Source organism: Paraburkholderia graminis (assembly GCF_003330785.1).
Taxonomy (GTDB): Bacteria; Pseudomonadota; Gammaproteobacteria; order Burkholderiales; family Burkholderiaceae; genus Paraburkholderia; species Paraburkholderia graminis.
Genome location: NZ_CP024935.1, coordinates 2158938 through 2171108 on the forward strand (window position 1 = coordinate 2158938; position 12171 = coordinate 2171108).

At 63.2% G+C, this 12171-nt stretch carries 13 protein-coding genes; 7 read left to right on the forward strand and 6 right to left on the reverse strand.

Annotated features, from left to right (window positions below):
• Position 1: 1 nt before the first annotated feature.
• A complete protein-coding gene (locus tag CUJ91_RS27755; protein ID WP_006049501.1) occupies positions 2-892 on the reverse strand; it encodes an IclR family transcriptional regulator in 891 nt (296 codons plus the stop codon).
• A gap of 278 nt (positions 893-1170) precedes the next feature.
• Between CUJ91_RS27755 and CUJ91_RS27760 the strand changes: the two genes are divergently transcribed.
• From CUJ91_RS27760 to CUJ91_RS27790, 7 genes are read left to right on the forward strand one after another with little or no spacing between them, the layout of a single operon-like run.
• Positions 1171-2262 carry an ABC transporter ATP-binding protein gene (locus CUJ91_RS27760; RefSeq protein ID WP_114157653.1) on the forward strand — a complete coding sequence of 364 codons (1092 nt, stop codon included), beginning with the start codon at positions 1171-1173 and terminating at the stop codon, positions 2260-2262.
• A complete protein-coding gene (locus CUJ91_RS27765) occupies positions 2255-3169 on the forward strand; it encodes an ABC transporter permease (protein ID WP_114158086.1) in 915 nt (304 codons plus the stop codon). Before CUJ91_RS27760 ends, CUJ91_RS27765 begins: the two co-directional genes overlap by 8 nt.
• A 30-nt stretch (positions 3170-3199) precedes the next feature.
• Positions 3200-3994 (forward strand): ABC transporter permease, encoded by a 795-nt coding sequence (locus CUJ91_RS27770; RefSeq protein ID WP_029966695.1) that lies wholly within the window; start codon positions 3200-3202, stop codon positions 3992-3994.
• A 23-nt stretch (positions 3995-4017) separates the two neighbouring features.
• Positions 4018-4377, forward strand: coding sequence for a (2Fe-2S)-binding protein (locus CUJ91_RS27775; RefSeq protein ID WP_044021109.1), 360 nt, complete (start codon positions 4018-4020; stop codon positions 4375-4377).
• Positions 4374-5807 carry an NAD(P)/FAD-dependent oxidoreductase gene (locus CUJ91_RS27780; protein ID WP_114157654.1) on the forward strand — a complete coding sequence of 478 codons (1434 nt, stop codon included), beginning with the start codon at positions 4374-4376 and terminating at the stop codon, positions 5805-5807. The genes CUJ91_RS27775 and CUJ91_RS27780 overlap by 4 nt, the downstream gene beginning before the upstream one ends.
• Positions 5800-6927, forward strand: a complete 1128-nt coding sequence (locus tag CUJ91_RS27785; protein WP_114157655.1) for an NAD(P)/FAD-dependent oxidoreductase — start codon at positions 5800-5802, stop codon at positions 6925-6927. Before CUJ91_RS27780 ends, CUJ91_RS27785 begins: the two co-directional genes overlap by 8 nt.
• A 43-nt stretch (positions 6928-6970) precedes the next feature.
• Positions 6971-8017, forward strand: coding sequence for an ABC transporter substrate-binding protein (locus CUJ91_RS27790; protein WP_006049508.1), 1047 nt, complete (start codon positions 6971-6973; stop codon positions 8015-8017).
• Between the two features lie 86 nt (positions 8018-8103).
• Here CUJ91_RS27790 and CUJ91_RS27795 read toward each other — a convergent pair whose 3' ends face one another.
• The 5 genes from CUJ91_RS27795 to CUJ91_RS27815 all read right to left on the reverse strand — a co-directional run bounded on the left by CUJ91_RS27795 (position 8104) and on the right by CUJ91_RS27815 (position 12128).
• Positions 8104-8403: a hypothetical protein gene (locus tag CUJ91_RS27795; protein ID WP_029966700.1), complete on the reverse strand. Its 300-nt coding sequence runs from the start codon at positions 8401-8403 to the stop codon at positions 8104-8106.
• A 64-nt stretch (positions 8404-8467) separates the two neighbouring features.
• Positions 8468-9403 carry a 2-dehydropantoate 2-reductase gene (panE, locus tag CUJ91_RS27800; RefSeq protein ID WP_053860028.1) on the reverse strand — a complete coding sequence of 312 codons (936 nt, stop codon included), beginning with the start codon at positions 9401-9403 and terminating at the stop codon, positions 8468-8470.
• 79 nt (positions 9404-9482) lie between these two features.
• Entirely contained in the window at positions 9483-10448 is a 966-nt protein-coding gene (locus CUJ91_RS27805; RefSeq protein WP_114157656.1) for a nucleoside hydrolase, read from the reverse strand.
• Positions 10445-10855: a cytidine deaminase gene (locus CUJ91_RS27810; RefSeq protein WP_482811981.1), complete on the reverse strand. Its 411-nt coding sequence runs from the start codon at positions 10853-10855 to the stop codon at positions 10445-10447. The genes CUJ91_RS27805 and CUJ91_RS27810 overlap by 4 nt, the downstream gene beginning before the upstream one ends.
• Complete coding sequence (locus CUJ91_RS27815; protein ID WP_114157657.1) at positions 10851-12128, reverse strand: NupC/NupG family nucleoside CNT transporter; 1278 nt, start codon at positions 12126-12128, stop codon at positions 10851-10853. The genes CUJ91_RS27810 and CUJ91_RS27815 overlap by 5 nt, the downstream gene beginning before the upstream one ends.
• Between the last annotated feature and the right edge of the window lie 43 nt (positions 12129-12171).

Sequence of the window (12171 nt, forward strand, 5' to 3'; positions counted from 1 at the left end):
TTTATTCCTGCTCCGAGCCCGCAATACGCACGCTCGTCATCGCGCGCGAGAGGCCGTGCATGGGCCGGCGCAACGCGACGTCGAACGGATTGGTTTGCGGGCCGATCGCCTCGGCCTGACGGCGCAGCAACTCCACCACCATCGGCAGGCGGTCGTCGCTCAAACGCGCCGCCAGCGTGCCGACGCTCAACGCTGCGACGGCCACGCCGGTACGGTCGAGAATCGGCACGGCCACGCCCGCCATGCCGTCGAGCACGCCGCTATTGCGGCCCGCATAACCCAGCTGCCGCACGCGTTCGATCTCGGTGCGCAAATACACTTCGTCCAGCACGCCATAGCCGCGAATGCGCGGCACGTTAAAGCGGATGATTTCCTCGCGCTCCGCTTCGGGCAGAAACGCGAGAATCGCGAGACTCCCTTGCCCCACGCCGAGCGCCACGCGTCCGCCAATATCGCCGGTGAACGAGCGGATTGGAAACGGCCCTTCGCAGATGTCGAGACACACTGCGTCGAAACTGCTTTTGACGAGCAGAAAAATCGTGTCGCCCAAACTCGCGCACAATCTCAGCAACGCGGGACGGCATAGCGTACGCATGCCGCTCGGATTGCCCGCCTGGGCCGCGAGCGCGAAGAAGTTCACGCTCAGCCGATAAAGCTTCGAGCCCTCGTCCTGTTCGACGATGCCCTCCGCGATCAACGCCTGCAGGATGCGATGCACCGTGCCTTGCGTGAGCCCGACCGCTTTCGCGAGACGCGTGACGCGGGCGCCGTCCGGCTGCGCTTCGGATAACGCGCGAATCACGGCAAAGGCGCGCTCCAGCATTCCGGTGCCGGGCGCCGCACCGGTTTCATCGACGTTCTGGCTGAGATCTCGTTTGACGGCAGCATTCATCGTTCAGACTCTCGTTTATTCCATTGACCGGAACACTATAAGGCGTGTCGTCCGGCAGCGAAATGATGCCCGAGTTTCGTTCCGTGTTGTACGTTAACGTGGAGACGTAGGGATTCTCCCAAGCTCACGCAGCGGAACGATTCGGCGCGGTGCCGCCGCGAGTATTCCGACTACCGGAATTTTTACAAAACTTATATCGTCAACCGGAATTCGCAATTGACGCCCGGTAATTTGGCTGGCTAGAGTCGGCTCCATCGAGGCATTCAAAGGCCACACCCATGTCTTTCCTCACACTCACAGACGTCGGCAAATCGTTCGGCGAGCTTCAGGCGGTCGCGGACGTCAACCTGTCGGTGGAAAAAGGCGAGTTCGTTTCGCTGCTCGGGCCGTCCGGTTGCGGAAAGACGACCACGTTGCAGATGATCGCCGGCTTCCTCGAAACGACACGCGGACGCATCACGCTCGACGGCCGCGACATCACGCATATGAAGCCGAACAAGCGCGGCCTCGGCGTGGTGTTTCAAAGCTACGCGCTGTTCCCGCATATGAGCGTGGCGGACAACGTTGGCTTCGGGCTGGAAATGCGCAACATCGACAGGGCGGAGCGCAAGGAGCGCGTGCGCGAAGCGCTGTCGCTCGTGCGGCTCGATCCGCTAGCGCATCGTTTTCCGCGCGAATTGTCCGGCGGTCAGCGGCAACGCGTGGCGATTGCGCGCGCCATCGTCATCGCGCCGCCGGTACTGCTGCTCGATGAACCGATGTCGAATCTCGACGCCAAGCTGCGCGAGGACATGCAGTTCGAACTGCGCGGCATTCAACGCAAAATCGGCACGACGACGATCATGGTCACGCACGATCAGTCCGAAGCGCTGTCGATCAGCGACCGCGTGGTCGTGATGGAAGCGGGCCGCATCACGCAGATCGATACGCCGTATGAAGCCTACGAGCGGCCCGAGAATCGCTTCGTCTCGCAGTTCATCGGCAAGGCGAACATGCTGCCCGGCACGGTGATCGCGCGCGACGGCGACGCGATCCGCATCGACCTCGGACACGATCTGTGCGAAACCGGACGCACCGCGCAACTGCCGGCGCGCGAGCGTGTAATCGCCCCAGGCGACGCCGTGACGCTGTGCATTCGCCCGGAAAAACTGCGCCTGTGCGCGCCGGATGCGGGACGTGTAAGCGCCACCGTGACGAGCCGCTTCTTCCTCGGCAGCCAGTGGCTTTACCGGCTCGACAGCCGGCTCGGCGAAGTGCTGGTGTGTTGCCAGAACGAAGGCAATGAGCCGCTGCCCGAAGGCGCGGCGGTCGGCGTCGACTGGAACAGCGAGGCGATCCGCTTTATTCAACGGGATGCGCAGCATGGATAGCACGCTGCCCGCAACGGAAGACGGCAAGACGGCATCCGCAAGCGCAAGGCGCGCGCCGTGGCGCGCATTCGTGCCGCTCTGGCTGATGTGCCTGCCCGCGTTCCTGCTGTTCGTCGCGCTCGTGCTGGTGCCGCTTCTGATGACACTGGTGCTGAGCTTCTATCGCTTCGATCCGGCAAGCGGCCCGATCGCCGCATTCCAGTTCGGCAATTACGCGGAAGTACTCGGCTCGTCGTATTTTCACGCGATCTTTCTGCGCACGTTCGGCATTGCGTTTCTCGTCACGCTGCTGTGCGTCGTGATCGGCACGCCCGAGGCTTACGTGCTGTCGCGCATGCGCGATCCGTATCGCTCGATGTTTCTGCTGGTGATTCTCGCGCCGCTGCTCGTCTCTGTTGTAGTGCGCGCGTTCGGCTGGAGCATGTTGCTCAACAGCAGTGGTCTCGTGAACCAGGCGTTCGGTCTGATCGGCCTTGGACCGTACAAGCTCGAATACACGACGTTCGCGATTGTCATCGCACTTGTGCACGTGATGCTGCCGTTCATGGTGATTCCCGTGTGGACCGCCTTGCAAAAGCTCGATCCGCAAACGGAAAACGCCGCGCTCTCGTTGATGGCATCGCCCGCGACCACCCTGCGCCGCATCGTGTTGCCGCAACTCACGCCGGGCATTCTGTCGGGCAGCCTGATGGTGTTCGGTTTGTCGGCAAGCGCATTTGCGATTCCGGGCCTGCTCGGCGGACGTCGCCTGAAAGTGGCCGCAACCGCCGTCTACGACGAATTCCTCGGCTCGCTGAACTGGCCGCTCGGTGCGACCATCGCGCTGCTGTTGCTGGTCGCGAACCTGATCGTGATGCTCACTTACTACCGGGTTCTGGAACGCAGGTACACCAGAAGCCTCGGTTGATACAACGTACAACGGCTGCGCGAGAACATCATGAGAAAGAACGGTCCTGTTGCGCTGATTTTCCACACGCTCGTCATTGCGTTCGTGCTCGCGCCGCTCGTGATCGTGGTGCTGGTTGCGTTCACGCCCGACGAAACGCTCACGTTGCCGACGCACGGCGTGTCGCTGCGCTGGTTTCGCGCGATCCTCAATTACCCCGATTTCATCGCGGCATTCGTCAATAGCCTGAAGCTCGCGTTTGCATCGGCGACGCTCTCGCTGATCGTCGCGCTGCCCGCCGCGCTCGCGATCGGCCGCGCGCGCTTTCCGGGCCGTGCTTTTCTGAATGGCTTGCTGCTCTCGCCGCTCGTGATTCCCGGCCTCGTGCTCGGCATCGCGTTGCTGCGCTTCTTCGCGATGATCGGTGCGACCGGCTCGTTCACGTGGCTGATCGTCGCGCACATGATCATCATCACGCCGTTCGTGATGCGACTCGTGCTCGCCTCGGTCAGCGGCCTCGACCGCAGCGTCGAGCACGCCGCGCATTCGCTCGGCGCCGATCCGTGGACCACGTTCCGCCGCATTACGCTGCCCATGATTCTGCCTGGCATCACCGGCGGCTGGCTGCTTGCGTTCATCAACAGCTTCGACGAACTGACGATGTCGATCTTCGTCACCTCGCCGCAAACGGTCACGCTGCCGGTGCGCATGTACATGTACGCGACCGAATCCATCGACCCGATGATGGCCTCCGTGTCCGCGCTCGTGATCTTCATTACCGCGGGCGCGATGCTGCTGCTCGATCGCGTGTATGGGCTCAATCGCATTCTGATCGGCCAGCACTGATGTCTTCTTCCGCTCACGCTCTCATGCCGTCCAACTTGCCGTCATCTCACCCTTCAACGTCCGCGCGCGAGCCCCAATTCGTGCGCGTGGCCGAAACGCGGCGCGAACCGCTGCGCTTTTATATCGACGGCGATGAAGTCTCCGCGCTGCAAGGCGATACGTTGCTGACCGCCGTGCTGATGCAACAGCGCCGCGTGCGCGACAGCGAATTCAGCGGCGCGCCGCGCGCGGGCTTCTGTCTGATCGGCGCATGCCAGGACTGCTGGATGCGCACCGAGGAAGGCAAGCGCGTGCGAGCCTGTTCGACGCTCGTCACGGACGGCATGCGCGTGCTGACACGCAACCGTTCGGCGGATGCCGCAATCAGCGGAGACGCGCCATGAACGACGCTCGCCGCGTGGTGATTGTCGGCGCGGGACCGGCCGGCGTGCGCGCCGCCGAAACGCTGGTCGCGGCAGGCGTGCGCCCTATCGTGATCGACGAAAACGCGCGTTGGGGCGGACAGATTTATCGCCAGCCGCCCGCCAACGGCGGCTTCGAGCGCTCGAAGAAAACACTGTACGGTTTCGAGGCGCACAAGGCCGACGCGTTGCATACGACGATGGCCGCGCTGCTGCCGCACATCGACTATCGCCCGGACACACTGGCATGGGCTTGCGAAGCGGGCCGCCTCGATACGCTCGCCGCGGGGCGCGAAGTCAGCGTGCCGTTCTCGCATTTGATCATTGCAAGCGGCGCGACCGACCGCGTTCTGCCGCTTCCTGGCTGGACGTTGCCCGGCGTCTACACGCTCGGCGCGGCGCAGGTCGCGTTGAAGGCGCAAGGCTGTGTAATCGGCCGGCGTGTGGTGCTGGCGGGCACGGGACCGTTGCTGTATCTCGTCGCTTATCAGTATGCAAAGGCCGGCGCGCAGGTGGCCGCCGTGCTCGACACAAGCCCTTTTTCGCGGCAGATCGCAGCCGCGCCGAAACTCATCCGCGTTCCGTCGACGTTCGCAAAGGGTCTGTATTACGTGGGTTGGTTGAAGGCACACGGGATACGCATCGAGCGCGGCGTGCAGTTGGTCGGCATTCGCGGCGCACTGAATGTCAAGTCGATTGAATGGCGCGGCTCTTCTGTTAGTTCGCCATCCGAATCAATACAATGCGATGCGGTCGGCGTTAGTTTCGGCCTCAAGCCCGAAACGCAGCTTGCGGATCTCGCGGGCTGCCGCTTCCGCTTCGACGCGCTCAATCGCTGCTGGCTGCCCGAACTCGATCCCGCCGGACGCAGCTCCGTGCGCGGCATCTATCTGGCCGGCGACGGCGCGGGCATCGCGGGCGCCGACGCCGCCGAGCTCGCCGGACGCCGCGCCGCGTTAGCCTTGCTCGACGACCTCGGCATCGCGCATCCGCGCGGACCCGGCATGGCCGATGCCGCATCGCTCGAACGCGGCCTGCAACGTATCGCCGTCTTTCGCGCGGGCATCGAAACAGCTTTCGCGCCGCCCGCGAACTGCGCGGCGCAGTGGCTCGACGATATGACGGTGTGCCGCTGCGAAGAAATCGACGCGGGCACGTTGAGGCACTGTATCCGCGGCGGCGAGGCGAGCGAGATCAATCGCCTGAAGGCGCTCACTCGCGTCGGCATGGGACGTTGCCAGGGCCGCATGTGCGGCGAGGCGGCGCTTCAACTGCTTGCCGAGGAAACCGGCCGGCCGCTCGAAGCGGTTGGCCGTCTGCGCAGCCAGCCGCCGGTCAAGCCGATTCCGCTGTCGCCCGCGCTCTATGCGGACGACGTCGCGGAGATTCCCGAGGAGGCGCGCGATGAGTGACGCCGTGCACTACGACGTCGCGATTGCGGGCGGCGGACTTGTCGGTTCGTCGGCGGCATTGGCGCTTGCGAAACGCGGCTTGCGCGTGGCTCTAATCGAGCGGCGTTTTTGCGGCGCGCAGGCAAGCGGCGTGAACTACGGCGGCGTGCGTTGCCAGGGCCGTCCCGTCGAACAGATGCCGCTCGCGATGCGCGCGCGGCGCGTGTGGGACCGCTTGCCGGAATTGATCGGCATCGACGGCGAATTCACCGTGTCGGGACATTTGCGGCTTGCGCGCAGCGAAAGCGATCTCGCCGCGCTCGAGCAATGGGCCAGCATGGCGCGCGAATACGGACTGCATGCGCAGTTGCTAAGCGGCGAGTCGTTTCGGCGACGCTATCCGTGGCTTGGCGAAGCGGCGATTGGCGGCTCGCTGTGTGCGAGCGACGGTCATGCGAATCCGCGTCTCGTCTCGCCCGCGTTCGCACGCGCCGCGCGTGCCGCGGGCGCCGACGTGCGCGAGCAAACCGAACTGGGCGACATTCGTCACGACGGCCGACGCTTTCAGATGCGCGCCGGCAATGAAGAAATCAGCGCGGACTGGCTGATCAATTGCGCGGGCGCGTGGGCCAATACCGTTGCCGGCTACTTCGGCGAAAGAGCGCCGATGAAGCCGATCTATCCGAACATGTGGGTCACCGAGCCGTTGCCGCTTTTCATCACGCACAACCTCGGCGTATATGGCGGCGGCATCTATGCGCGGCAAGTGGCGCGCGGCAATTGCGTGATCGGCGGCGGACGCGGCAGTGGCGATGGCGAATACGGCCGGCCGTCGACGGAAACCACGCGGGCCGTGATGCGCGATGCGTGCGCGCTGCTGCCCGCGCTGCGCGAGGCGCTCCTGATCCGCACATGGAGCGGCGTGGAAGGCGAGACGCCCGACAACAATCCGATCATCGGAGCGAGCCGCGCGGTGCCGCGTCTTCTGCATGCATTCGGTTTTTCGGGCGGCGGCTTTCTGCTCGCGCCCGGTGTCGGCGAAGTGCTCGCCGATCTCGTCATCGACGGCGCCACGGCCACGCCTCTCGACGCGTTTTCGATTGGCCGCTTTGCGCAGCTTGCTACGTCATCCGTCGCATAGAACCACGCTTGAACACCACATTCACGAAACCTGGAGATCATCAATGAAACTGTTCCGAACGATCGCGGCACTCGCCGCCTTGTGTGCATTCGGCGCGGCAGCGCCTGCGTGGTCGCAGACCAAAACCATTTACATCGGCATGAACGGCGGGCCGATGGAAAAGGCTTATACGAGCCAGGTGCTGCCCGACTTCGAGAAAGCGAACAATGTGAAAGTGGTGGTCGTGCCGGGCACGTCGTCGGACATTCTTGCCAAGCTGCTCGCGAACAAGGCAAGTCCGCAAATTCATGTGGTGTTTCTCGATGACGGCGTGATGGCGCGTGCCGTGAGCATGGGCGTATGCAAGAAGCTCGACGATTCGCCGGTGCTCAAGGAACTCTATCCGTTTGCGCGCATGAAGGACGACATGGGCGCGGGCGTGCAACTCGGCATGACGGGCATTGCGTACAACAAGAAGCTGTTTGCCGAGAAAGGCTGGGCGCCGCCTACTTCATGGATGGATTTCGCCGATCCCAAGTACAAGGGCAAGGTGGTGTTCCAGTCGGCGTCGAGCAGCACGTTCGGCCTGCACGGCTTTCTCGCGATCAACCGTTTGATGGGCGGCAGCGAGCAGAACGTCGAACCCGGCTTCACGAAATGGGCAAGCACGGTGGGCCCGAATGTCGTCGAATACGTGCCGAACTCGGCGAAGATTTCGGAGATGGTGCAGACCGGCGAAGCGGGTCTCTTTCCGTTGACGCCGACTGCCGTCGGCGATCTCTCCGACAAGGGCATTCCGGTCGCTTACGTGAATCCGAAGGAAGGTCCGGTGCTGTTGCTCGTCGATCTATGCGTGGTCAACAACAACCCCGATCCGCAGCTTGCGCAAAAGCTCGCGCAATTCCTGCTGTCCGCGCCGGCGCAGACCAAAGCCGCCGAAGCGGGCAAGCAGATTCCGACCAACCGTCTCGCGAAGATGACGCCGGCAATGCAGCAAAGCCTCGGCAATCTGGAAGACCTCGTGCGCAAGGTGACGGTGGTGGATTGGGACACGATCAACGCGCATCGCGCGCAGTGGGACACGCGCTGGAACCGGCAGATCGAACGGTGAGCGCAGCGGTTCGTGCTTCGACATAAATGAAAAATCGCGCGCCTCGTTGCATAGAGGCGCGCGATTTTCTTGCGCGCGAATGCGTTTTAGAAGATGACCGACACCGCCACCGCAAGCCAGATCGCCGCTACGCCGCCGAGAAACAGATGTCGCGCAATGCGTATTTTCACGTCGCTCGTTTCGGGTTCGACGGGCGTCGTTGCCATCCACGGTACGAGCCCGAGGCAGCCGAAGCCGAGTAGCGCGAGGATGAACACGATCACGTCCGCTACCCGCCAGCCGGTCGGCTCATACATTCCCCAATAGCCGAGAAACGCGATACCGATCGAGAAGATGGTCGCCGACGCAGCGCTAAGCGCGGGCACCGATCCGATTGGAGCCGGCATGTTGACCTCCTCCGGTCATGGGGCTACGACTCACGACTCACCACTCACGCTCACTTTCACTACGTCACGAGGTACGCGTTTGCCTTGCCTCATACGTCTTCAGATGGCTATACGCGATGCGCAGCAACGACAAACTCTGCTCGCTCTTTTGCGCTTCGCCGCCGCGCGCGATCAGATCGCCGAGAATATGATCGGCCTCGGTGTGCGAGTGGTTCTCTACATCGCGCAACATGGAAGCGGTAAGCGGCGACGGCGTGAAAAGCATTTGCGTGGCACGCGCATCGAAATCCGGCGCCATCGTAAAGCCGTGATGTTGCGCAACGGCGCGGGCCTCGGCGAGCAGATTCTCGATCACGCGCTTGCCGTCCGGTGCGGAAAGAATCTCGCCGATCGAACCGCGCATCAAACATGTACTCGCCGCGAGCGTCGCAAGGAACACCCACTTTTCCCACATGCGCAGCAAGATGTTCTCGCTGACCACGACGTCGAAGTTCGCGTCGGCCATCGCGTCGGCAATCGCCTGCACGCGTTCGGAGACGCCGCCCGCCAGTTCGCCGAACGTGACCGCATGCGTGTCGTTCAGATGCACGATCTGCTGATCGGCGTTGAGCGTGGCCGCAATCACGCATTGGCCGCCGAGCACGCGCGCTTCGCCGAATCGTTGCGTGAGCACGTCGATATGACGCATGCCGTTCAGCATCGGCAGAATCACAGTCGATTCGCCGACGAGCGGTGCAAACGAATCGATTGCATCGTCGAGACTGTATGCCTTGCAACTCAGCAGCACGACATCGAACGGTTCGGCGTTCACGCCGGCCAGAATCGTCTTCACGTCACGCTGCGTAAGATCGCCGCGCGCGCTTTTGATCACCAGTCCGTCGCGCCGAAGCCTGTCCGCCCGGCCCGCGCGCACGAGAAAAGTGACGTCCTGTCCCGCCGCTGCGAGCCGTCCGCCGAAGTAGCCGCCCACGGCGCCCGCGCCTACAACCAGAATTCGCATCTTTGGCCTCTCGAATGAATGTCGTCGCTCGAAGCAATGTAGCAAAGATTGGCGCAATGCACCGGACAAGCGCACATGCTCACGGCTTCGCGCAGAGCGTGTTCTCGTATAACGCGAGCATGCCGGCCGCGTCGACGCCGACGCATGCCTTGCACGCGGGCCGCGAGTCCCACGCAGGCGCGGGCACCGGCATCGTGGACGGTTTCTGGATCGTCTGGCCGACGGCGATGCCTTCCGTCAACACGCGCACCGGACCGCTGCGCGTGGTGTACAGATGCGTCGCAAGCACATACGCGACCGCCGACGAGTCGTGCACATAAATGCCCTTTAACTGCGCGCTTTGCTGATGAAACGCCTCGTAGTGCCGCGATACGTCCCAGATGAACTGGCCCGCGGCGCCACCGCGATCGCGGATCGACGCAAGATACTCCTGGCTCATGATGGTGCGCTGCGTGACGTCGAGCCCGACGATGGCCACAGGCCACGGCGCGCCGAACACGATGTCGGCGGCGTCGGGGTCGCCGAGAATGTTGGCCTCGGCTGCGGGCGTCACGTTGCCGAGCACGCCCTCGGTGCCGAACGCGCCGCCCATCACGACTACCTGCTTCACGAGCGGCGCGATCTGCGGATCGTCGGCGAGCGCGAGCGCGAGATTGGTCAGCGGGCCGACGGCCAGCAACGTGACTTCGCCGGGATGCGCACGCACGCTGTCGATAATAAACCGGTGCGCGGGCCGCGGGTCGAGCGGTGCAGCCGGCGAGTCTCCCAGCACGATGTTGCCGAGGCCGTTGTCGCCATGAATCCACGCGAGCGGCTGCGGCGCGGCGCGTTTGAGCGGAGCCGCGGCGCCGCGCGCGACCGGCACGCCGGGCGCGAAGCGGCCCGCGAGAAAGCGCGCGTTATGCGTGGTCGTCTCGATCGTCGCGTTGCCGAATACGCTCGTCAATCCGAGCAGTTCGATATCCGGATGCAGCGCCTGGAAGACGAGCGCCATCGCATCGTCGACACCGGGGTCGGTGTCGTAAATCACCTTGTGCCTGCTCATAGATAGAACGCGTCCGGCAGTTGTTCGCGCGCGGTCGTGTCACGCGTCGCGCCATGCAGGTTGCCGAGTCGAATGCGCAACTCGGGGCCGCCGAGTTCAATGATCACCTGGCGGCACGCACCACAGGGCGCAATCGGCCCATCGGTGTCGCCGATCACGGCTAGCGCGGCAAACTGGTCGCGCTGGTAGCCCGCTGCAATCGCGCTGAAAAACGCGGTACGTTCAGCGCAATTGCACAAACCATACGACGCGTTCTCCACATTGCAGCCGTCGAATACGCGGCCGTCTTTCGTCAGCAACGCAGCGCCGACCTTGAATTTCGAATACGGCGCATAGGCCTTTTCTCGCGCGGCACCCGCGCGCTCCAACAGTTGTTCCATGTTCATGCGAGACGTCCTCGAATCAATTGAGCGTAATGAACATGCCCGCGATGGTCGCGCTCATCAGATTCGAGAGCGTTGCCGCGAGCACCACACGCAAGCCGTAGCGCGCGACTTCGGCGCGTCGTTCCGGCGCGACGGCGCTAAATCCGCCCGTCAGCACCGCGATCGACGCAAAGTTCGCAAAGCCGCATAACGCAAACGACAGAATAGCAAGCGTACGCGGATCGAGCGCCTGCAGGCCCGCTGCGCTCACGCTCGCGGCATCCTTCAGATAGGGCGACAACGATGCGTATGCAACGAACTCGTTGAGAATGATCTTCTGCCCGAGAAAATTGCCGGCAATCGCGGCCTCGCTCCACGGCACGCCGATCAGCCACGCGAGCGGTGCGAACACCGTGCCGAGGATGGATTGCATGGACAGATCCGGGTGGCCGAACCAGCCGCCTATGCCGCCCACCAGGCCGTTGAGCAATGCGATGAGTCCGACGAATGCGATCAGCATCGCGCCCACCATCACGGCGATTTTGAGTCCCACGGTCGCGCCGGAGCTCGCGGCTTCGATCACATTGGCGGGACGCTTTTCGTCGAAGTTCAGGTTGTCGAGATGAACGCGGCTCGGTTCCGTCGACGGATGAATGATCTTGGCGAACAGCAGTCCGCCGGGCACGGCCATGAACGACGCCGCGAGCAGATATTCAATTCGCACGCCGAGTCCCGCATAACCTGCGAGCACCGAGCCCGCGACCGCGGCCATGCCGCTCGACATCACCGCGAATAGTTCGGCACCCGTCATGTCGCGCGTGAACGGTTTGACGACCGCGGGCATTTCGCTTTGCCCGAGAAAGATCGTGGTGACAGCGGAAAACGATTCGAGCTTCGACACGCCAAGCAGTTTCTGGAAGACAGTGCCGAGTACGATCACGATCCAGCGCATCACGCCGAGGTAGTACAGCACGGAAATGAGCGCCGTCACGAAGATGATGGCCGGCAGCACGCGCACCGCAAACACAAAGCCGCCGTCGCCGAATACCTGAAACATCTTCGCCTGCACGAGTCCGCCGAACAGGAATTCAATGCCGGCATTGCCGTAGCCGAGCACGTTATTCACGCCGGTCGCGGCGGCCGCGAGAATCGTCTTGCCGAGCGGCACGAACAGAATGAATGCGCCAATGCAGAATTGCGCGAGCAACGCGCTACTTACAGTCCGTAAGCGAATAGCGCGACGATTGGTCGAAAAGATAAAGGCGATGAGCAGCAGTACGGCAATGCCGAGTACGTCGCGAGCGATAAGTGCCATGTCTCTTGTTCTTCATATGAAAGTGGCACTGATGCTAAACGAA

Coding starts and splice junctions, on each gene's coding strand:
- CUJ91_RS27755 (WP_006049501.1), bottom strand. CDS start 892: ATGAATGCTGCCGTCAAACGAGATCTCAGCCAGAACGTCGATGAAACC.
- CUJ91_RS27760 (WP_114157653.1), top strand. CDS start 1,171: ATGTCTTTCCTCACACTCACAGACGTCGGCAAATCGTTCGGCGAGCTT.
- CUJ91_RS27765 (WP_114158086.1), top strand. CDS start 2,255: ATGGATAGCACGCTGCCCGCAACGGAAGACGGCAAGACGGCATCCGCA.
- CUJ91_RS27770 (WP_029966695.1), top strand. CDS start 3,200: ATGAGAAAGAACGGTCCTGTTGCGCTGATTTTCCACACGCTCGTCATT.
- CUJ91_RS27775 (WP_044021109.1), top strand. CDS start 4,018: ATGCCGTCCAACTTGCCGTCATCTCACCCTTCAACGTCCGCGCGCGAG.
- CUJ91_RS27780 (WP_114157654.1), top strand. CDS start 4,374: ATGAACGACGCTCGCCGCGTGGTGATTGTCGGCGCGGGACCGGCCGGC.
- CUJ91_RS27785 (WP_114157655.1), top strand. CDS start 5,800: ATGAGTGACGCCGTGCACTACGACGTCGCGATTGCGGGCGGCGGACTT.
- CUJ91_RS27790 (WP_006049508.1), top strand. CDS start 6,971: ATGAAACTGTTCCGAACGATCGCGGCACTCGCCGCCTTGTGTGCATTC.
- CUJ91_RS27795 (WP_029966700.1), bottom strand. CDS start 8,403: ATGCCGGCTCCAATCGGATCGGTGCCCGCGCTTAGCGCTGCGTCGGCG.
- panE (WP_053860028.1), bottom strand. CDS start 9,403: ATGCGAATTCTGGTTGTAGGCGCGGGCGCCGTGGGCGGCTACTTCGGC.
- CUJ91_RS27805 (WP_114157656.1), bottom strand. CDS start 10,448: ATGAGCAGGCACAAGGTGATTTACGACACCGACCCCGGTGTCGACGAT.
- CUJ91_RS27815 (WP_114157657.1), bottom strand. CDS start 12,128: ATGGCACTTATCGCTCGCGACGTACTCGGCATTGCCGTACTGCTGCTC.